General features: G+C 73.4%; 20 protein-coding genes. 9 read left to right on the top strand and 11 right to left on the bottom strand.

The window, feature by feature from the left end; translation table 11 throughout:
• Nucleotides 1-165 precede the first annotated feature (165 nt).
• Nucleotides 166-603 (bottom strand): DUF4442 domain-containing protein, encoded by a 438-nt coding sequence (locus ACFIF2_RS11360; protein WP_052838967.1) that lies wholly within the window; start codon nt 601-603, stop codon nt 166-168.
• 179 nt (nt 604-782) lie between these two features.
• Here ACFIF2_RS11360 and ACFIF2_RS11365 point away from each other — a divergent pair, with 179 nt between their 5' ends.
• Nucleotides 783-1,805 carry a hypothetical protein gene (locus tag ACFIF2_RS11365; protein WP_395572440.1) on the top strand — a complete coding sequence of 341 codons (1,023 nt, stop codon included), beginning with the start codon at nt 783-785 and terminating at the stop codon, nt 1,803-1,805.
• 31 nt (nt 1,806-1,836) lie between these two features.
• Here the strand turns inward: ACFIF2_RS11365 and ACFIF2_RS11370 are convergent, their stop codons facing one another.
• From ACFIF2_RS11370 to ACFIF2_RS11380, 3 genes are all read right to left on the bottom strand, one after another.
• The gene (locus ACFIF2_RS11370; protein WP_395572441.1) at nt 1,837-2,682 is read right to left on the bottom strand and encodes a spermidine synthase; all 846 of its coding nucleotides are present in this window, start codon (nt 2,680-2,682) and stop codon (nt 1,837-1,839) included.
• Between the two features lie 92 nt (nt 2,683-2,774).
• Nucleotides 2,775-3,944 (bottom strand): elongation factor Tu, encoded by a 1,170-nt coding sequence (tuf, locus tag ACFIF2_RS11375; RefSeq protein ID WP_395572442.1) that lies wholly within the window; start codon nt 3,942-3,944, stop codon nt 2,775-2,777.
• A gap of 255 nt (nt 3,945-4,199) precedes the next feature.
• Complete coding sequence (locus ACFIF2_RS11380) at nt 4,200-4,946, bottom strand: DNA alkylation repair protein (protein ID WP_395572443.1); 747 nt, start codon at nt 4,944-4,946, stop codon at nt 4,200-4,202.
• A 49-nt stretch (nt 4,947-4,995) separates the two neighbouring features.
• Between ACFIF2_RS11380 and ACFIF2_RS11385 the strand changes: the two genes are divergently transcribed.
• Nucleotides 4,996-5,775 carry a TVP38/TMEM64 family protein gene (locus ACFIF2_RS11385; RefSeq protein WP_395572444.1) on the top strand — a complete coding sequence of 260 codons (780 nt, stop codon included), beginning with the start codon at nt 4,996-4,998 and terminating at the stop codon, nt 5,773-5,775.
• 7 nt (nt 5,776-5,782) lie between these two features.
• Here ACFIF2_RS11385 and ACFIF2_RS11390 read toward each other — a convergent pair whose 3' ends face one another.
• A complete protein-coding gene (locus ACFIF2_RS11390) occupies nt 5,783-6,952 on the bottom strand; it encodes a thiolase family protein (protein WP_395572445.1) in 1,170 nt (389 codons plus the stop codon).
• Between the two features lie 144 nt (nt 6,953-7,096).
• On the opposite strand from ACFIF2_RS11390, the gene ACFIF2_RS11395 reads away from it, so the two are divergent.
• The 3 genes from ACFIF2_RS11395 (at nt 7,097) to ACFIF2_RS11405 (ending at nt 8,837) form a co-directional block, all read left to right on the top strand.
• Nucleotides 7,097-7,570 carry a winged helix-turn-helix transcriptional regulator gene (locus ACFIF2_RS11395; RefSeq protein ID WP_395572446.1) on the top strand — a complete coding sequence of 158 codons (474 nt, stop codon included), beginning with the start codon at nt 7,097-7,099 and terminating at the stop codon, nt 7,568-7,570.
• A 148-nt stretch (nt 7,571-7,718) separates the two neighbouring features.
• A complete protein-coding gene (locus ACFIF2_RS11400) occupies nt 7,719-8,594 on the top strand; it encodes an undecaprenyl-diphosphate phosphatase (RefSeq protein WP_395572447.1) in 876 nt (291 codons plus the stop codon).
• A 63-nt stretch (nt 8,595-8,657) separates the two neighbouring features.
• Nucleotides 8,658-8,837 carry a hypothetical protein gene (locus ACFIF2_RS11405; RefSeq protein ID WP_395572448.1) on the top strand — a complete coding sequence of 60 codons (180 nt, stop codon included), beginning with the start codon at nt 8,658-8,660 and terminating at the stop codon, nt 8,835-8,837.
• Between the two features lie 13 nt (nt 8,838-8,850).
• Here the strand turns inward: ACFIF2_RS11405 and ACFIF2_RS11410 are convergent, their stop codons facing one another.
• On the bottom strand, nt 8,851-9,627 hold the full coding sequence (locus tag ACFIF2_RS11410) for an SDR family NAD(P)-dependent oxidoreductase (RefSeq protein WP_395572500.1): 777 nt from the start codon (nt 9,625-9,627) through the stop codon (nt 8,851-8,853).
• A gap of 227 nt (nt 9,628-9,854) precedes the next feature.
• Here ACFIF2_RS11410 and lnt point away from each other — a divergent pair, with 227 nt between their 5' ends.
• Nucleotides 9,855-11,429: an apolipoprotein N-acyltransferase gene (gene lnt / locus ACFIF2_RS11415; RefSeq protein WP_395572449.1), complete on the top strand. Its 1,575-nt coding sequence runs from the start codon at nt 9,855-9,857 to the stop codon at nt 11,427-11,429.
• On the opposite strand, the gene ACFIF2_RS11420 is transcribed toward lnt, so the two are convergent.
• Nucleotides 11,353-12,258, bottom strand: a complete 906-nt coding sequence (locus tag ACFIF2_RS11420) for a Gfo/Idh/MocA family protein (RefSeq protein ID WP_395572450.1) — start codon at nt 12,256-12,258, stop codon at nt 11,353-11,355. The genes lnt and ACFIF2_RS11420 overlap by 77 nt on opposite strands.
• A 13-nt stretch (nt 12,259-12,271) precedes the next feature.
• Entirely contained in the window at nt 12,272-13,453 is a 1,182-nt protein-coding gene (locus ACFIF2_RS11425; RefSeq protein WP_395572451.1) for an FAD-dependent monooxygenase, read from the bottom strand.
• A gap of 92 nt (nt 13,454-13,545) precedes the next feature.
• Here ACFIF2_RS11425 and ACFIF2_RS11430 point away from each other — a divergent pair, with 92 nt between their 5' ends.
• The 3 genes from ACFIF2_RS11430 (at nt 13,546) to ACFIF2_RS11440 (ending at nt 15,396) form a co-directional block, all read left to right on the top strand.
• Nucleotides 13,546-14,190: a TetR/AcrR family transcriptional regulator gene (locus ACFIF2_RS11430; protein ID WP_395572452.1), complete on the top strand. Its 645-nt coding sequence runs from the start codon at nt 13,546-13,548 to the stop codon at nt 14,188-14,190.
• Between the two features lie 44 nt (nt 14,191-14,234).
• Nucleotides 14,235-14,747 carry a DinB family protein gene (locus tag ACFIF2_RS11435; RefSeq protein ID WP_395572453.1) on the top strand — a complete coding sequence of 171 codons (513 nt, stop codon included), beginning with the start codon at nt 14,235-14,237 and terminating at the stop codon, nt 14,745-14,747.
• A gap of 145 nt (nt 14,748-14,892) precedes the next feature.
• Nucleotides 14,893-15,396 carry a hypothetical protein gene (locus ACFIF2_RS11440; protein WP_395572454.1) on the top strand — a complete coding sequence of 168 codons (504 nt, stop codon included), beginning with the start codon at nt 14,893-14,895 and terminating at the stop codon, nt 15,394-15,396.
• 60 nt (nt 15,397-15,456) lie between these two features.
• Here the strand turns inward: ACFIF2_RS11440 and ACFIF2_RS11445 are convergent, their stop codons facing one another.
• From ACFIF2_RS11445 to ACFIF2_RS11455, 3 genes are all read right to left on the bottom strand, one after another.
• A complete protein-coding gene (locus ACFIF2_RS11445) occupies nt 15,457-15,999 on the bottom strand; it encodes a hypothetical protein (RefSeq protein WP_395572455.1) in 543 nt (180 codons plus the stop codon).
• Between the two features lie 124 nt (nt 16,000-16,123).
• Nucleotides 16,124-16,807 carry a uracil-DNA glycosylase gene (gene ung / locus ACFIF2_RS11450; protein ID WP_395572456.1) on the bottom strand — a complete coding sequence of 228 codons (684 nt, stop codon included), beginning with the start codon at nt 16,805-16,807 and terminating at the stop codon, nt 16,124-16,126.
• Nucleotides 16,808-16,900: 93 nt separating this feature from the next.
• Entirely contained in the window at nt 16,901-18,487 is a 1,587-nt protein-coding gene (locus ACFIF2_RS11455; protein ID WP_395572457.1) for an ABC transporter substrate-binding protein, read from the bottom strand.
• Nucleotides 18,488-18,574 lie beyond the last annotated feature (87 nt).

The following is an 18,574-nucleotide window of genomic DNA, read 5'->3' on the forward strand; positions in this document are numbered from 1 at the left end:
GGTCCGGCCGCCGGGCCCTGCCCGGGCACGGCCCGCTCGCCGAAGTGCCGGGGGGACCCCCCGCCCAGCCGGGCGCGTCCCTGATGCGTTCCGGGTGGGCCTCGCGCCGCTTCCCGGGTCGCCCTCGAACGAGGCGGCCCGGGAAGCCTGCCGGTTCGACGGACGTCAGCCGTTGGGACGCAGGGTCCATATGACGGTCATCTCACCCGTCACGGCGCCGTCCTCGCGCTGGATGGCGACGCTCACCGGGAACTCGGGGCGGCTGCCCGCGTCCAGCTCGGCGACCACCTCGGCGGCGGGCCGGCCGAGCGTCGCGGTGGCGGTGACCGGACCGAGAGCGATCTTCTTGAAGGCGATCTCGGCGGTGACCGGCAGCGGCACCGCCCGGGAGAGCTGGTCACCGAAGGCCGCCAGCACGATCGCGCCGCTGGCGGACTCGCCCAGCGTGAACATGGCTCCGGCGTGCGGTCCGCCGACGTGGTTGCGGTACTCGCTCTGGTCCGGGAGGGCCAGCACGGCCTTCTCCGGCGTGGTCTCCAGGTACTCGAGGTTCAGGGTCCGGACCATCGGCACCGTGGCGGCGAGCAACTCGCCGATCGACATCTGATCTGCGCTCATGACGGCAGGTTACCCACGAGTAGCATCCGAGGGCCAGGCCTGGCCGCCCCTTTCGCCGTACCGCCTCCACGGCCACGGCGGGCACGCCCGTCGCCGGTTTCGGTACGTCCCTGACAAAGGCCGGTGACCGAATCGTGTCCTGGGCGGCATTAGGGTGACTGCTCATGTGGCCAGGACAGCAGCCGCCCGGGGGCGAGCAGAACCCGCAGAACAATCCGTACCAGCAGCCGGGGTACCAGCAGCCGAATCCGTATCAGCAGCCCGGCTACCAGCAGCAGCCCGGCCCGTACGGGCAGCAGCCGTGGGGTGCCCCGCAGCCCGCCGGCGCCCCGCAGCCGGCTACGGGCGGTGGCGGTGGCGGTGGCGGCAACCGGACCAAGCTGGTCGCGATCGTCGCGGCCCTCGCCGTGGTGGTGGCCGCCGGTGTCACCGGGTTCCTCGTGCTGGGCGGTGACAAGGACGACCAGGCCGACGACGGCAAGGACAAGAAGCCGACCGCGAGCGCGTCCGCGAGCAAGTCCGGGGAGCCGTCCACCGAGCCGAGCGCGTCCGGCGACGACAACCCGCGCGGCGGCGACGACGTGAAGGCGACCATCGACGGCTGGAAGGTCGTCGCCAACCCCCGCTTCGGCACCATGTTCGACGTGCCGGCCGACTGGGAGATCGACTCCACCGACACCAGCGTCGGCTTCGAGTGGGAGGAGAAGGGCAAGACCGACCGCACCACCGTCACCGCCCCGGCCTACCTGAAGTCCGAGTGGTGCACGACCGACGAGAACAAGGACGGCCGCAAGGAGTCCACCGCCCTCGCCACCACCGGCACCCGCGGGGAGAGCGGCGCCACGAACACGGACATGGCGGCCGAGACCCGCGTGCCGTGGTGGATCTTCGGCGGTTACACCCAGCCCGACAAGAAGAGCGTGAAGTACGGCAAGCCCAAGCCCTACACCACGACGTCCGGCATCAAGGGCAGCGTCATCACGGCCTACTCGCAGGGCACGCCCCAGAAGGGGAAGTGCGACACCGAGGGCAAGGCGATCACCTTCGCGTTCCAGAACGGCGCGGGCGACTACGTCACCTGGAACCTGTACGGCGCCAAGGGCGTCGACGAGGAGGTCCCGGAGGCGACGATCCAGAAGATCCTGAGCACCGTCCGCCTCACCGAGGCACCGCCGACCGACCAGTAGGCACCCGGCGGGGCGGCGCCGCGCGCGCCGCTCAGCCGATGCCGAACGCCCCGGCGGGAGGCTCGGGCGACGGCGCGGCGTCCGCGTCCCGCACCGGCCGCGCGTTGCCGGTCCACTCCCGCAGGGCGGGCCCGTGCTCCACCCTCGCCGGGAAGGCGTCGGCGGCGGTGCGCCGGGCCAGCGCCGCCGTGTCGAGCGGCCGGTGCGCGGCGACGAGGACCGCGTTGCCGAACCGGCGCCCGCGCAGCACGCCCGGTTCGGCGATCAGCGCCAGCTCCTCGAAGAGCGTGGCGAAGCCCGCCAGTTGCCCCCGCAGGAAGGCGAACGGCGCCCCGTCGGCCAGGTTGGCCACGTACACCCCGTCGGCCCGCAGGACCCGTGCGGCCTCGCGGGCGTAGTCGACGGAGGTCAGGTGCGCGGGCACCCGGGAGCCCCCGAAGACATCGGCGACCAGGACGTCGGCACAGTCCGCCGGGGCCGCCTCCAGCCAGGCGCGGGCATCGGCGGCGTGCGCGGTGACGCCGGCGCCGTCCGGCAGCGGCAGGTGCTCGGCGACCAGGTCCAGCAGCCCCCGGTCGGCCTCCACGACGTCCTGCCGTGATCCGGGGCGGGTCGCCGCCAGGTACCGGGGCAGGGTGAGGGCTCCCCCGCCCAGGTGCACCACGTCCAGCGCCCGCCCCGGTTCGGCGACGGTGTCCAGGACGTGGCCGAGCCGGCGCGTGTACTCGAACTCCAGGTGCGTCGGCTCGTCCAGGTCCACGTAGGACTGCGGCGCCCCGTCGACGGTGAGCAGCCATGCCCGCCGCCGGTCGACGTCCGGCATGAGCTTGGCGGTGCCGTGGTCGGTGACGCGGCTGACGGGTACGGCTTCGTTCACCCGCTCATTGTGCCCGGGCACGAGGACCACGTTGTGCCCGGGGACGAGGACCACGGCGCGGCCGGGGCCCCGGTCGGGCCCCGGCCCCGCCTTCAGCCGACGGCCGTCACGGTCCCCGCTCCCACGGTCCGGCCGCCCTCCCGGACGGCGAACCCGAGTCCCGTCTCCAGCGGCACGTCCCGCCCCAGCTCGACCGTCATCGTGACGGTGTCACCGGGCCGGGCGACGGCCACCTCGCCGAGGTCCACGTTCCCGACCACGTCCGCGGTCCGGATGTAGAACTGCGGCCGGTATCCCGTCGCGACCGGTGTCGTCCGCCCGCCCTCGCGCGCCGACAGCACGTACACCTGCGCCGAGAAACGCCGCGCGGGCACGACGCTGCCGGGCGCGGCGACCACGTGCCCCCGGCGCACCGTGTCCCGGGCGACCCCGCGCAGCAGCAGCGCCACATTGTCCCCGGCCTGCGCCTCCTCCATCGGCTTGCCGAAGGTCTCCAGTCCGGTGACGACCGTGTCGACCGACGCCCCGAGCACCTCGACCCGGTCGCCGACGCGGACGGTGCCGCGCTCGACGGCGCCGGTGACGACCGTGCCCCGGCCGGTAATGGTCAGCACGTTCTCCACCGGCAGCAGGAACGGCGCGTCCAGGTACCGCTCGGGCATGGGCACGTACGTGTCCACGGCGTCGAGCAGCGCCTCGACGGACGCCGTCCAGCGCGGGTCCCCCTCCAGCGCCTTCAGCCCCGAGACCCGTACGACGGGCACGGCGTCGCCGCCGTAGCCGTGCGCGGTGAGCAGGTCCCGGACCTCCAGCTCGACCAGGTCGGTCAGCTCCTCGTCCCCCGCGTCGGCCTTGTTGAGCGCGACCACGATGTGGTCGACGCCCACCTGCCGGGCGAGCAGGACGTGTTCGGCGGTCTGCGGCATGATCCCGTCCAGCGCGGAGACGACGAGGATCGCCCCGTCGAGCTGGGCGGCGCCGGTGACCATGTTCTTGACGTAGTCGGCGTGGCCCGGCATGTCGACGTGCGCGTAGTGCCGGGTGTCGGTCTCGTACTCGACGTGCGCGATGTTGATGGTGATGCCGCGCGCCGCCTCCTCGGGGGCGCGGTCGATGCGGTCGAACGGCACGAACGTGCCGGCGCCGCGCTCGGCGAGGACCTTGGTGATGGCGGCGGTCAGGGTGGTCTTGCCGTGGTCGACATGGCCCATCGTGCCGATGTTCAGATGCGGTTTGGTGCGGACGTACGCCGTCTTGGACATGGCGGTACCTCGAAGCCTCGTGGCGGTGGTGGGGACCCCTGGGGCCGGCCGACCCTCCCCCTGCGGGGTCCGCCGGACGATCCGGGGAGGGTCAGCTTCGGGCGCCGTCGACTGCGGCGGGGAAGAAGGGAACGGCAGCCTTCGGGGCATCCGCGACCGCGGATGCTGCGAGGTGGAAGGCGTACCGGAACATGACGCAGATCCTCGCCGACGCCACGGCCCCCGTCGAATGGTTTTCCCGGCCGGACGGTTCGCTCACCGCGCCCCGGCCGGACCGCCCTGGGGGCCGATGTTCCGCAGCGCCTCCCGCACGGACAGCGGCGCGAGCCGGTGCCGGTGCTCGGTCACGAAGGCGCGCACGGCGTCCGGGTCGGTCCTGGCGTACTCGCGCAGGCACCAGCCGACGGCCTTGCGGACGAAGAAGTCGTCGTGACCGCTCTGGCGCAGGCAGTAGCCGAAGAGGCGTTCGGTGTCGGTGCGCCGGCGGTAGCGCAGTTGGTGGAGCAGGGCCGCGCGGACCAGCCACCGGTCCTCGTCGCCGATCCAGACGTCCGTCTCGGCCGTGAGGCCGGGGTCGGCGGCGACCAGTCCCCCGACGACGTGGGCGGCGAGCAGGTCGACGGTGTCCCACCAGGCAACGGTGGTGAGCAGCTGCCGGACCACGGGCAGGAATCCGGAGGAGCAATACGTCACATGCCGGCGCAGGAGGTCCACGGCGAAGTAGTGGTACTCGCGCTCGGGCAGCCGCCAGCAGCGCAGCGCCACCGCGGCGAGGTCCGGCTCGGCCGGGCGGGGCAGTCCGTCGAGGACGGTGCGGGACAGGGCGCGGCGAACAGGCGAGGTCAGGCCCAGGAAGGGGGCGACGTCCTTCATGTACGCCCGCATGGCGGCGGCCCGTTCGGGGTCGGCCGCGGGGGCGTACACGGCGGTGAGCCGCTCCATGACGGTGTCGGCGAGAGCGCTGCGCGGCACCTCCGGAATTCCCCTGGCTGTGACGCTCATGAGACGCACCATACGGCGATCACACACTTTTGTCGGTTAGTGTCACCGGATGTTCGATGCCACCACCCGCTCTGGGGGCACCGCCACGGTCTCTCCCCGGACCACCGCCACGGAACTCGCCGTCGCCGCGGCCGCCGGACCGGTCGCGCCGGCCGGTCCCGCCGCCCGCGTCACGAGAGTCCTGCTCTCCCCGTGGTCCCGGCTCTCCCTGCTCGTCGCCCTGCTGGCCTCGGCCGCGACGACGGTCGTGCTGTTCCAGCCGCAGCAGTTGCTGACCGACGGCTGGCCCCCACAGCTCGGTGGAGCCGCCGCGGCGGTCGCCTACGCCGTGGCGTACGGGCTGTGCACCGTCGCCTTCGTGCCGCGTCCGCTGCTGAACCTGGCGGCCGGCGCCCTGTTCGGCTCCCAGCTGGGCCTCGCCTCGGCGCTCGCGGGCACGGTGCTCGGCGCCGGGATCGCCTTCTGCCTCGGCCGGATCCTCGGCCAGGAGGCACTGCGCCCGCTGCTGCGGGGCAAGTGGCTGAAGGCGGCGGACGGGCAGCTCAGCCGGCACGGCTTCCGCTCGATGCTGGCGGCGCGGCTGTTCCCCGGCGTGCCGTTCGCGGCCGCCAACTACTGCGCGGCCGTCTCGCGCATGGGCCTGCTGCCCTTCCTGCTGGCGACGGCGCTCGGGTCGATCCCCAACACCGCCGCCTACGTCGTCGCCGGCGCCCGCGCCTCCACGCCGACCTCCCCCGCCTTCCTGATCGCGCTGGCCTGCATCGCGCTGCCGGGGCTGGCGGGGGCCGTGGTGGCCTGGCGCAAGCGGCACCGGCTGAGTGGGCGCTGACGGGGCCTCACACCGACTCCAGGATCATGGCGTTGGCGAGGCCGCCCGCCTCGCACATCGTCTGCAGGCCGTAGCGGGCGCCGCGCTCGTGCAGGGCGTGGACGAGCGTTGTCGTCAGCCGGGTGCCGCTCGCGCCGAGCGGATGGCCGAGGGCGATCGCCCCGCCGTGCACGTTCACCCGGCCGAGGTCCGCCCCGGTCTCCTGCTGCCAGGCCAGCACCACGCTCGCGAACGCCTCGTTGACCTCGAACAGGTCGATGTCGGCCAGGGACAGCGACGCCCTGCGCAGCACCTTCTCGGTGGCCGGGATCACGCCCGTCAGCATCAGCAGCGGGTCGGACCCGGTGACGGCGAAGCTGTGCAGGCGGGCGAGCGGGCGCAGGCCGAGGCGGGCGGCGGTCTCGCTCGACGTGATCAGCACGGCCGAGGCTCCGTCGTTGACCGGGCTGGCGTTGCCCGCGGTGACGTTCCACTCGATCTGCGGGAAGCGCTCGGCGAAGACCGGGTCGTGGTAGGCGGGCTTGAGCCCGGCGAGGATATCGGCGTCGGTGGAGGGGCGGACGCACTCGTCACGCGCGACGCCGTCGAGGGGCGCGACCTGCGCGTCGAAGCGGCCGGTGTCCCAGGCTTCGGCGGCCTTGCGGTGCGAGGAGACGGCGTAGGCGTCCATCCGCTCCCGGGTGAGCGACCACTTGGCGGCGATCAGTTCGGCGCTGATGCCCTGGGGCACGAGGCCCTGTGGGTAGCGGGCGGCGACACCGGGGCCGAAGGGGTCCGTGCCGGGCGGCACGTTCGACCACATCGGTACGCGGCTCATCGACTCGGCGCCGCAGGCGACGACGAGGTCGTACGCCCCGGCGATCACGCCCTGCGCGGCGAAGTGGACGGCCTGCTGGGGGGAGCCGCACTGGCGGTCCACGGTGGTCGCGGGCACGGACTCGGGGAAGCCGGCCGACAGGAGGGCGTAGCGGGTGGTGTTCATCGCCTGCTCGCCGACCTGGTCGACGGTGCCGCCGATGACGTCGTCGATCAGCGCCGGGTCGACCCCGGACCGCTCGACGAGGGCGCGCAGCGTGTGCGCGAGGAGTTCCACGGGATGGACGTGCGCGAGGGCGCCGTTCGGCCTGCCCTTGCCCATCGGGGTGCGTACGGCTTCCACGACGACTGCGTCACGCATGGTGCGGGCCTCCGTTCGCCGGCGACTACCGGTGAGTAGGAAATCTGGACCCACCCTAGCGTTGCGAGTTGGAAAAACAAACCCTCAGGCGCGCGCCCCCTCCATCCCGGGTTGGAAAACCGGACCCTCGCCTAGAATCGCGGCATGGCCGCCGCCCCCAAGAATCCGCGCCCCTGCTCGATCGCCGACGCGCTGGCGCTCGTCGGCGAGAAGTACTCCCTGCTCGTCCTGCGTGAGGTGTGCCTCGGCAACGGCCGCTTCGACCAGTTGGTGCGCAACACCGGCGCCCCGCGCGACATCCTCGCCACCCGGCTGCGGCGGCTCGTCGACGCGGGGATCCTCACCAAGCAGCCGTACAGCGAGCGCCCGCAGCGCTTCGAGTACCGGCCCACCCGGGCCGGACTGGAACTCGAGCCGGTCCTGATGACCCTCATGGCCTGGGGCGACCGGCACCTGCGCGCGGACGACGACCGCCCCATGGTGATCGAGCACGCCTGCGGCAACGAACTCGTCCCGCGGGTCACCTGCCGGGCCTGCGGCGACCCCGTCCGGCACGAGGACCTGACCGCCCATCCGCAAGTCGCGGGCTGGACGGTAGCGGGCCCTACAGCGGCGTAGGAGACCCTCCCACCCCTGTGGGCCGATCTTCACTTTGGGGCGCTACGCTGCCCCTCGGCACGCCCGGTCCTGATCACACACCCTCCGGTTCGGCGTGCCCAGCGACCCATCGACCGTTTCTCGATCGGCACTTGGACTCCGTAACTTCATGTCTTGGTTCGAATCACTCATCCTCGGACTCGTCCAGGGGCTGACCGAGTTCCTCCCCGTGTCCTCCAGCGCGCACCTGCGCCTGACCGCGGCGTTCTCCGGCTGGCACGACCCGGGCGCGGCCTTCACGGCGATCACGCAGATCGGCACCGAGGCCGCCGTGCTCATCTACTTCCGCAAGGACATCGGGCGGATCATCTCGGCGTGGACGCGTTCGCTCACGGACAAGTCGATGCGCCACGACCCCGACGCCCGCATGGGCTGGCTCGTGATCGTCGGCTCCATCCCGATCGGTGTGCTCGGCCTGACGCTGAAGGACCAGATCGAGGGCCCGTTCCGCGACCTGCGGATCACGGCGACCATGCTCATCGTCGTCGGCGTGATCATCGGCATCGCGGACCGGATGGCCGCGCGGGACGAGAAGGGCGGCCGGCACCGCGCGCCCCAGCAGCGCAAGGAACTGGAGAACCTGAACGTCCGGGACGGCCTGATCTACGGCCTCTGCCAGGCCATGGCACTGATCCCCGGAGTCTCCCGCTCCGGCGCGACCATCAGCGGCGGCCTCTTCATGGGCTACCGCCGCGAGGCCGCGGCCCGGTACTCGTTCCTGCTCGCGATCCCGGCGGTGCTCGCCTCCGGCCTGTTCGAACTCAGCGACGCGATGGAGAGCGACCACGTCTCCTGGGGCCCGACCATCTTCGCGACGGTCATCGCCTTCGCCACCGGGTACGTGGTCATCGCGTGGTTCATGAAGTTCATCTCGACCAAGAGCTTCATGCCGTTCGTCTGGTACCGCATCGCGCTCGGCATCCTCATCATCGTCCTGGTCAGCATGGGCGTCCTCAGCCCGCACGCCGCGGAGTCGGCCGGCTGACCATCGCCGGATGCGTAGCCGTCCGGTAGCGCAGTGTCAGTGCTTGCCCCTAGGCTTGTCCGCATGTCCCCCGATTCCACCACCCCCGCTTCCGTGCGGTCCGCCGCGGAGCTGAACGACCGGATCCGTGCCCTGTGGCGGCGTGCGGGCGGGTCCCTGTCGGCGCAGGAGCGCGTGGAGTACGAGTTGCTGGTGGTCGAGTGGGCCAGAGCGATCCGCGGCGAGGTCATCGAGGCGGCCTGAGCGGCCGGGCCGGTCAGCGCCCGCCGGCCACCCTGAGGACGGCCCCCGTCGTGTAGGACGCGTCGGGCGACATCAGCCAGGCGATCGCCGCGGCGATCTCGTCCGCCCGCCCCGCCCGGCCCAGGGGGACGGCGGCCCCCATCCGCCGGGCGCGTTCCGGGTCGCCCATCTCGGCGTGCATGTCCGTGTCGGTGACCCCGGGAGCGACCGCGTTGACGCGGACACCGTCCGGGCCCAGCTCCTTGGCCAGGCCGAGGGTGAGCGCGTCGACGCCCGCCTTGGTCGCCGCGTAGTGGACGTACTCCCCCGGGCTGCCGAGGGTCGCGGCCCCCGACGAGACGTTCACGATCGCGCCGCCGCCGCGCGCGGTCATCAGCTGCGCGGCGCGCCGGGAGCACAGCAGCACGCCCAGCAGATTGACGTCGAGGACCCTGCGGAGGTTCGCGGTGTCGCTGTCGGCGAGCCGCCCGAGCGGGCCGGTCACCGCCGCGTTGTTCACCAGGCCCGTCACCGGACCGAGCCGCTCCTCGGCCACCGCGAAGAGCCGGTCGACGTCCGCCTCGACGGAGGTGTCCACCCGCACGGCGACGCCACGGCCACCCGCCTCCCGCACCCCCGCCACGACCTCCTGCGCGGCGGCGGAGTTCCGCGCGTAGCCGACGACCACGTCGTGCCCGTCCGCCGCGAGCCGCAGACAGACCGCCGCGCCGATTCCCCGGCTGCCGCCGGTGACCACGGTGACGGGAACGGGACGCTCCACGACTGCCTCCACGAGTACCTCCACGAGAATCTCCACGAGGGATCTCCAGGACGACGGCGAGATGGCCGACGCACCCACATTTGATCGATCATCGATCATCCTAGGGGAGGCGGCTCGTTCCGGACAGGCCTTCACCGGCCCCGGCCGGCCCGCGAACCGCTCCGCCGCCTCCGCCGCCCCGGGCATCCCATGTGATCAACTGAATCCGCCCTCGCCGAGAGCGCACACTGAAGGGGATCACGGGTAGGGAGTCGCCCATGAAGACGCTCGGCCACTGGCTCGCCTCCCCGTGGCGGCGCTCGGTCGCCGCCGCGCTGGCCGGCGCGCTGCCGGTGCTGGCCTTCCCGGGCCCCGCCCTGTGGTGGTGGGCCTGGGTGGCCCTGGTGCCCTGGCTGCTGCTGGTGCGGACCGCGCCCGGCGGGAGGCGGGCGGTGTACGACGGGTGGTGCGGCGGCTTCGGGTTCATGCTGGCCATGCACCACTGGCTGCTGCCGAACCTGCACGTGTTCACCTTCGTGCTCGCCGCGCTGCTCGGCGTGCTGTGGGCGCCCTGGGGATGGCTGGTGCGCAGGCTGCTGGGCGGGCAGCCGTCGGCCCGCGCGGTCACGGCGGCACTCCTGGTGCTGCCGTCGGGCTGGCTGGCGGCGGAGCTGGTCCGCTCCTGGGAAGGGCTCGGCGGCCCCTGGGGCGTGCTCGGCGCGAGTCAGTGGCAGGTGGCGCCGGCGCTGCGACTGGCGTCCGTGGGCGGGGTCTGGCTGCTCAGCTTCCTGGTGGTCGCCGTCAACGTCGCCGTCACCGTGCTCGTCGCGGTCCGCCGGGCGCGGGTGCCCGCCGTGGCCGGGCTGGTCGCCACCGCGGCCGCCACCTCCGCGGCCTGGGCCTGGTCGCCGCGCCCCGACGCCGACGAGCGGGTCGCGATCGCCGTGGTGCAGCCCGGCGTCGTCGCCGGCGCCGACAGCGCCGACCGGCGCTTCGACCGCGAGGAGGAGCTGACCCGCCGGCTCGCCGGCCGGAACGTCGACCTGATCGTCTGGGGCGAGAGCAGCGTCGGCTTCGACCTGGACGACCGGCCCGACCTGGCACGGCGGCTCGCGGGACTGTCCCGGGAGACCGGCGCGGAGATCCTGGTCAACGTGGACGCGCGGCGCTCCGACAAACCCGGCATCTACAAGAGTTCGGTGCTCGTCGGTCCCGACGGCCCGACCGGCGACCGGTACGACAAGATGCGGCTCGTCCCCTTCGGCGAGTACGTCCCGGCCCGCTCCCTGCTCGGCTGGGCGACGTCCGTGGGCGAGGCGGCGGGCGAGGACCGCAGGCGGGGCAGCGAGCAGGTGGTGATGGAGGCCGGGGACGGGCTGCGGATCGGGCCGATGGTGTGCTTCGAGAGCGCGTTCCCCGACATGAGCCGCCGGCTCGCCGCCGATGGCGCCGAGGTGCTGCTCGCCCAGTCGTCCACGTCGACCTTCCAGCACACCTGGGCGCCCGGGCAGCACGCCTCGCTGGCCGCGCTGCGCGCCGCCGAGACCGGCCGCCCGATGGTGCACGCCACGCTGACCGGCGTCTCCGCCGTCTACGCCGCCGACGGCGCGCGGATCGGCCCGCCGCTCGGCACCGACGCGAGCACGTCACGGGTGTACGAGGTGCCGCTCACCCACGGGACCACGCCGTACGTCCGCTTCGGCGACTGGACGCCGCGCGCGGCGCTGCTGATCCTGGCGGCGTGGGCCGCCGCCGAGGGCGTACGGACGGTGCGGCTCAGGCGGAGCGCTCCGCCACCGCCCGCACCACCCGCTCACACAGCTCATGGGTCTCGAGCGCGTCCCGGGCGCTGAGCACCTTGCCGGCGCGCACGGCGTCGAGGAAGACGAGCACCGCCTGCTCGATGCCGCGCTGCCGGGCCACCGGGACCCAGTCGCCGCGTCGCCGTACGGTCGGCTGGCCCTTGTGGTCGATCACCTCGGCGAGGTTGACCACCTGGCGCTTGGTGTCCTGGCCGGAGACCTCGAGGATCTCCTCGGCCGAGCCGCTGAGCCGGTTCATGACGCCGAGCGCGGTGAAGCCGTCCCCGGCGAGCTGGAGCACCACGTGGTGGAGCAGGCCGTCCTCGGCGCGGGCCCGCACGGTCACGTCGTCGACCGGGCCGGGGACCAGGAAGCGCAGGGTGTCGACGACGTGGATGAAGTCGTCGAGGATCATCGTGCGCGGGTCCTCGGGCAGGCCCGTGCGGTTCTTCTGCATGAGGATCAGCTCGCGCGGGTGCTCCACGCACTGCGCGTATCCCGGGGCGAAGCGCCGGTTGAAGCCGACGGCGAGGCTCGTGCCGCGTTCCTCGGCGAGGGCCACCAGGCGCTCGGAGTCGGCGAGTTCGTAGGCGAGCGGCTTGTCGACGTACGTCGGGACGCCCGCGTCGAGCAGCCGGGTCACGATCTGGGGGTGGACGGCCGTCGGCGCGTGCACGAAGGCGGCGTCGAGGCCCACGGCGAGGAGCGAGCCGAGGTCCGCGTGGCGCTGGGCGTCCGGCAGGCGCAGCCGCTCGGCGACCCGGCTGAGCGTCGCCGGGGTGCGGGTCTGGAGGTGCAGGTCGACCCCGGGCAGAGTGGCGAGCACCGGGAGGTACGCCTTCTGCGCGATGTCGCCGAGTCCGATGACGCCGACCTTCACGGGGTGTGCTCCTCTAACGCTCGCCGGCCTGGGTCCGCTGGGAAGCATACGGCCGCTGCGGAGGCCGCCAGTCGGCGATGCCGTCGAACCCGCGCAGGAACAGGGCGGGCCCGGCCTTGGACAGCGCGGTGAGCACGGTGTCGCGTACGGCGGTCCCGGCGCGGCCGGTCATCAGGTTGAGCCGGGCGACCCGCACCGCCTGGCGGGCGACGGCCGTCGTGCGGGGCAGGCGGGCCCCGGTGTATGCGGTGAGGTCGTCGTGGTGGTGGGCGAGCACGATCGCGTCCTCGACGGCCTGGTTGCCGCCCTGCCCGAGGGTCGGCGGCATGGCGTGCGCGGCGTCGCCGAGGAGGGCGACCCTGCCCCGGTGGTAGGAGGGCAGCGGCTCGGCGATGTGGTGCACGTCGTGGCGCAGGACGTCCTCGGGGCGGGCGGCGGCGAGGACGGCGGGGATCGGGTCGTGCCAGTCGCCGTAGCGGTGCAGCAGTTCCGCCCGCTCGTCGGCCGCGTGTCCTCCCGCCGGTGTGACGGCGGCGGCGTACGCGTAGACCCGGCCGTCCCGCAGCGGGTGCGTGCCCCAGATGCGGCCCCGGCCCCAGGTCTCGTGCGAGGCGAACTCGACGCCGGGCAGGGGGATCAGCACCCGCCAGGTGGTGAAGCCGGAGTAGACGGCGCCCGGGTGCTGCGGGAACAGCGCGGCGCGCGCGGTGGAGTGGATGCCGTCGGCCGCGACGACCAGGTCGGCCTCCAGGTCGCCGTCGGGTGTGCGCACCCTGGCGGGTCGGCCGTCGTCGCCGGGGTCGGCGAGCGTCGCGTCGGCGCCCGTGCGGACGGCGTCGGACGGCAGTCGCGCGGCCAGCAGGTCGATGAGGGTGGCCCGGTGCAGCAGCACGAGCGGACCTCCGAAGCGGGCCGCCGCCGCCTCGGCGCTGGAGCGGGAGAGCCAGCGCCCGCCCGGGGCGCGCAGCCCTCCGTCGCCCTGCCAGGCGGCGAGGGAGCGGATCTCGTCGCCGAGGCCGATGACGTCCAGGGCGCGCAGGGCGTTGGGCGACAGGGAGATGGCCGCGCCGGCCGGCCGGAGCGAGGGGGCCCGCTCCAGGACGGTGACCCGCAGGCCGCGCAGGTGCAGGGCCGCCGCGGCGGTCAGGCCGCCGATGCCGCCGCCGATCACGACGGCTCGCCCGGTCCGTGTCATGGCTCCTCCTCCGGCCCGCGGCCACTACATCTGTAGTACCGCTTGTTCCCCGACTGTACTACAGACGTAGTGAGCGGGGTAGGTTGATCTCCATGTCCGCACGCACCGCATCCTCCGAGCCCTCCGCGGGCGCGTCCCGTGCCGATCGCGTCGCCGACGCCGCGCTCGCACTGCTCGCCGCACGCGGGATGCGGGGGCTCACGCACCGCGCGGTGGACGAGGCCGCCGGGCTCCCCCAGGGCTCCACGTCCAACCTCGCCCGCACCCGGCAGGCGCTCCTGGAGCTGGCGGTGCGGCGCCTGGCCGACCGCGAGGCGCGGGTGCTGGCCCTGCACGAACTGCCGGACCCGCGCCAGGGCCTGGACTCCCTGGTGGACGCGCTGGCGCTGGCGACGCACCGCGCCCTGACCCGCAACCGCGAACTGACGGTGGCCCGCTACGAACTGGCGCTGGAGGCCACCCGCCGCCCCGAGCTGCGGGTCCACTTCGACCAGGCGGGTGCCCGCTTCCGGGAGCAACTCGGCGCCCTCGTCAGGGCGATGGGCTCGACCGACCCGGACCGGCACGTACTGTCGCTGGTGGCCTGGGCGGACGGCCTGATGTTCAGCTGCGTGGCCGGGACCTTCCACTCCGAGGTGCCCGGCCTCCGGGACGTGCGGACGGGGCTGCGCGAGGTGCTGGACGGCCTGCTGGGCGGCCTGCCGGGCGGCCTGCCGGGCGGCCTGCCGGGCGGCTGAGAAACCCCCTGGTGGGCCGGGCCCGGGTGAGCGAGGATGCCGGGATGACGACCGAGCGCCGCGAACCCGCCCCCGACGCCGACGAACGCACCATGCTGGAGGGCTGGCTGGAGTACCACCGCCAGACCCTCGCGTGGAAGTGCGAGGGCCTCACCGACGCCCAGCTCAGGACCGCCTCCGCCGCACCGTCCGAGCTGTCCCTGATGGGGCTGGTGCGGCACATGGCGGAGGTCGAGCGGGGCTGGTACCGCAGGGTGCTGGTGGCGGACGACCCGGGCCCGATCTACTACAGCGACGCGGACCCGGACGGCGAGTTCCACCTCACCGAGGCGGACACCTGGCAGGATGCGTACGCCACCTGGCAGGCCGAGATCGACACGGCCCGGCGCAACGCGGCGGGCTTCCGCCTCGACGAGCCGTCCCGGGGCAAGCACCGGCGCACCGGTGAGCGGTTCACCCTGCGCTGGATCCACACCCACATGATCGAGGAGTACGCGCGCCACAACGGGCACGCCGACCTGATCCGCGAGCGCCTGGACGGCGCCACCGGGGACTGACACGGTCTGACGGCGGGTCCGACGTGGGACTGACGTCACCCTCGGCGCCTCCCGAGCCTCCGTACGGGGCCGGAGATCACCCGTGCGGGGCATCCTCCGCTTGTCCGGCGATGCGGAACCATCCCGACCCAGCAGAGTGACGCGGGTGCATCGAACGACGACCACCGCAACGCTCCTCGTGACCGCGGCCGTCTCGGCCCTGGCCGGCTGTACGACGGTCCAGGCCCCGGCCGGGACCGGTCCGTCGGGGGCCGGCGTCCGCTCCTCGGCACCGCGTCCGGACGGACCGGCCGAGCCTCGGGTCGTACAGGCCCCGGCCCGTGAGGCGCTGGAGATGATCGGCCCCTCCCGGACCCCTCACCGCCCCTCCGTCGCACCGCGCCGCTCGGCTCCCCCGGCGGACCCGCCCCGGCGGGAGCCGCCCGCCGCACCCGCCCGTCCCGCTCCACGGCCGCGCCCCGACCGCCCCGAGGCGCCACAGCGCGCGCAGGGCGACGAGCGGCCTCGCGTCGACCTCCCGGATGTTGTGCCGCCGGCCGGGAGGAACCCCGTCGGCAACGGGGACGTGTGCTCCCTGGGCAAGCGGTACGGCGGCTGGCGTCCGGGCAGCCCCGAGGCGGTCGTCTGCGAGCAGACCTACGGCCGCTGAGCACCCGGCGCCACCGGTCGACGGGTGCGGGCGCGGCTCCCGGCGGCGGCCCCGGACCGCCTACGGCCGCTGCCGCGGGGGTCCCCACCGGCCGTCCGGGCGGTCCGGCCCGTCCGGCGTGGGGCCGGTGTCGCCCAGCCGTGCTCCCAGCCGTTCGATCGCCGCGCGTACGCCCTCGCCGTAGCGGTCGGCGGCGAGGGTCCGGGCCGCGCCGCGGGCGCGCCTCAGGTGGGCGCGGGCGGCCTCGCGGTGGCCGAGCCGGTCGTAGTCGGCGGCCAGGTTCAGGTGCAGCGAGGGGTAGAGGGCGCGCGCGGCGAGGGCGCCCTCGTGGCGGTCGGTGGAGGCGCCCCGGGTGAGTTCCTCGGCGGCCGACAACGCCCGCAGGTCCCAGGCCAGTTCGTCGCCGGGGTCGTCCTGGGTGTCGGCCAGGTAGTGGGCGAGGGTGCAGCGGTGCAGCGGGTCGCCGTGCTCGCCGATCTCCGCCCACAGGCCGAGGAAGCGGTGCCGGGCCTCCTCGCGGTCGCCCGCGTGATGCAGCATGACGACCTGTCCGATCCGCGTCAGCACGGCGTCCGGTGCCGCCTGCTCCTGTCCCTTGGCCACCGCGCGCCCTCCGTGCCCGTCATCGGCTGTCCCCGACGACGCTAACGGCACATACCGGCAATAACGGGCAGGCGGCCCGTGACGCGCGCGGGCTGGCCGGTGGCCGGCCCGCCCGCGCGACGGCTCAGCCCAGGTTCGGGATGGTCCAGTCGATCGGCTCGTGGCCCTGCCGCGCGACCGCCTCGTTGATCTGCGTGAACGGGCGGGAGCCGAAGAACTTCTTCGCCGACAGCGGGGAGGGGTGCGCGCCCTTGACCACCACGTGCCGGGACTCGTCGATGAGCGGCAGCTTCTTCTGCGCGTAGTTGCCCCACAGCACGAACACCGCCGGGTCGGGCCGGTGCGCCACCGCGCGGATCACCGCGTCGGTGAACAGCTCCCAGCCACGGGCCTTGTGCGAGTTCGCCTCGCCGGCCCGGACCGTGAGCACCGCGTTGAGCAGCAGGACGCCCTGCTCGGCCCACGGCATCAGATAGCCGTTGTCCGGGATCGGGACGTCCAGCTCCGCGTGCAGCTCCTTGTAGATGTTGCGCAGGGACGGCGGGACCTTCACGCCCGGCCGGACCGAGAAGCACAGCCCGTGGCCCTGTCCCTCGCCGTGGTACGGGTCCTGCCCGAGGACCAGCACCTTCACCCGGTCGTACGGAGTGGCCTCCAGCGCGGCGAAGACCTCCTCGCGCGGGGGATAGACGGGGCCGTTCGCCCGCTCCTCCTCGACGAACTCCGTCAGCTCCTTGAAATAGGGCTTCTGCAGTTCGTCGCCCAGCACCTCGCGCCAGGACTCGGGCAGCATGGCGATGTCGGTCACGTCAACTTCCTTACGCTGTGCGGTCGCTTCCGGTCCTCAGAACCTACCGGCGACCACTGACAACGGGAGCCCCGCCCAGCGCGCACCGCGCCCCTACCAGCTGGTCTTCCGGGACAGCTGCCACATCATCATGATCGTCGAGGGGTCCATGGCCCGCTCGGCGCCCGAGATGTCCGCGCTGGCGGCGACGTACTGCTTGCCCTGCCACAGCGGGAGCAGCCGCGCGTCGTCCACGAGGATCTGCTGCGCGCGCTCGAACTCCTTCTCCACGTTGGCGCGGTCGCTCTCCCGGCGCGAGCGCGGCAGCAGCTCGCCGGTGATCTCCGGTGCGGGGTACGGCGTACCGAGGGCGTTCTGCTTGCCGACGAACGGGGCGATGAAGTTCTCCGCGTCCGGGAAGTCGGGCGACCAGCCGCGCCCGAACACCGGGTACTCGCCCTTCTGGTAGCCCCCGACGTACGTCTTCCACGGGCGGCTCTTCAGGGTGACCGTGAACAGGCCCGACGCGTCGAGCTGTCGCTTGATCTCCTTGAACTCCCGCGCGGTCTCGGACCCGTAGCGGTCGGTGGTGTACCAGAGCGTCAGCGGGACGGGCTCGGTGATGCCGGCACCGGTGAGGATCTCGCGGGCCTTGCCGACGCTGGGGTCGCCGTAGTCGTCGAAGAAGCCGGTGGTGTGTCCGGTGAGGCCCTTGGGGACCATCGAGTACAGCGGGTCGACGGTGTCCTGGTAGATCTTGTGGGCGATCGCGGCCCGGTCGATCACCTGGGCGATCGCCTGGCGGACCTCCTTCTTGCCCGCCCACGGGTCCTCGGGGTTGAAGACCAGGTACCGGATCTCCGTACCGCTGCCCTCGACCAGCTGGAGGTCCTCGTCCTGGCCGGCGCCGCCCTGGAGCGTGATGACGTCGTCGGCCGCCAGGCCACGGTAGGTGACCTGGATCTCCCCGTCCCGCAGCGCCTTCACCATGCCGGCGGAGTCCTGGAAGTAGCGGACGGTCACCGCGTCGTTGTGACGCTCGGCGAAGCCCTTGTAGTGGTCGTTGCGGACGAGTTCGGCCCGCTCCCCGTCCTCGTACGACTGGAGCGCGTAGGGGCCGGAGCCGACGACCTCGCCGTCCTCGCGCAGGGCGTCCGCCGGGTAGCCGCCCGGTTCGACGATCGACATCGCCGGGGTGGCGAGCACGAACGGGAAGGTGGCGTCGGGCTTGTTGAGGTGGAAGACCACTTCCCGCTCGCTGGGCGCCTGGACCCGGTCGAGGCTGCCCAGGAGGCCGGCGGGACCGCCGTTGACGTCGATCGCCCTGATCCGGTCGATCGAGTGCTTGACGGCCTGGGAGTCCAGCCGGTCCCCGTTGGAGAAGGTCAGGCCCTCGCGCAGCTCGCAGCGGTACACCTGGTTCGAGGAGTCCGTGAACGCGCAGCTCTCGGCGGCGTCGGGCTCGGGGGCGGTCGCGCCGTTGGGGTAGCTGAGCAGCGTCTGGTAGATGTTGCGGAACAGCTCCCAGGAACCGTCCCAGGAGGCCGCCGGATCCAGGGTGCTGGGGGCGCTGGTCGTCCCGACGACGATCGGCCCCTCGTCCCGCGAGCTGTCGGACGACAGGATTCCGCAGCCGGTCACCAGCGACGACATGGACACGATGGCCGCGACTCTCCGCAGGCCTCGCTTCCGGTTGAACACGCGCACGCTCCTCGATCCGCCGTACCAAGGTCGGCAGACCATACCGCAGCGCCACGCCGCCTGAACCCCCTTCTGAACAGGGGTTTT

Origin of the sequence: Streptomyces sp. BK79, assembly GCF_044142145.1 — a bacterium.
GTDB lineage: Bacteria > Actinomycetota > Actinomycetes > Streptomycetales > Streptomycetaceae > Streptomyces.

Bases quoted from the DNA above. Each gene is read 5' to 3' on its own strand.
- ACFIF2_RS11360 (WP_052838967.1), bottom strand. From the start codon at position 603: ATGTCGATCGGCGAGTTGCTCGCCGCCACGGTGCCGATGGTCCGGACC.
- ACFIF2_RS11365 (WP_395572440.1), top strand. From the start codon at position 783: ATGTGGCCAGGACAGCAGCCGCCCGGGGGCGAGCAGAACCCGCAGAAC.
- tuf (WP_395572442.1), bottom strand. From the start codon at position 3,944: ATGTCCAAGACGGCGTACGTCCGCACCAAACCGCATCTGAACATCGGC.
- ACFIF2_RS11380 (WP_395572443.1), bottom strand. From the start codon at position 4,946: ATGAGCGTCACAGCCAGGGGAATTCCGGAGGTGCCGCGCAGCGCTCTC.
- ACFIF2_RS11385 (WP_395572444.1), top strand. From the start codon at position 4,996: ATGTTCGATGCCACCACCCGCTCTGGGGGCACCGCCACGGTCTCTCCC.
- ACFIF2_RS11390 (WP_395572445.1), bottom strand. From the start codon at position 6,952: ATGCGTGACGCAGTCGTCGTGGAAGCCGTACGCACCCCGATGGGCAAG.
- ACFIF2_RS11395 (WP_395572446.1), top strand. From the start codon at position 7,097: ATGGCCGCCGCCCCCAAGAATCCGCGCCCCTGCTCGATCGCCGACGCG.
- ACFIF2_RS11400 (WP_395572447.1), top strand. From the start codon at position 7,719: ATGTCTTGGTTCGAATCACTCATCCTCGGACTCGTCCAGGGGCTGACC.
- ACFIF2_RS11405 (WP_395572448.1), top strand. From the start codon at position 8,658: ATGTCCCCCGATTCCACCACCCCCGCTTCCGTGCGGTCCGCCGCGGAG.
- lnt (WP_395572449.1), top strand. From the start codon at position 9,855: ATGAAGACGCTCGGCCACTGGCTCGCCTCCCCGTGGCGGCGCTCGGTC.
- ACFIF2_RS11425 (WP_395572451.1), bottom strand. From the start codon at position 13,453: ATGACACGGACCGGGCGAGCCGTCGTGATCGGCGGCGGCATCGGCGGC.
- ACFIF2_RS11430 (WP_395572452.1), top strand. From the start codon at position 13,546: ATGTCCGCACGCACCGCATCCTCCGAGCCCTCCGCGGGCGCGTCCCGT.
- ACFIF2_RS11435 (WP_395572453.1), top strand. From the start codon at position 14,235: ATGACGACCGAGCGCCGCGAACCCGCCCCCGACGCCGACGAACGCACC.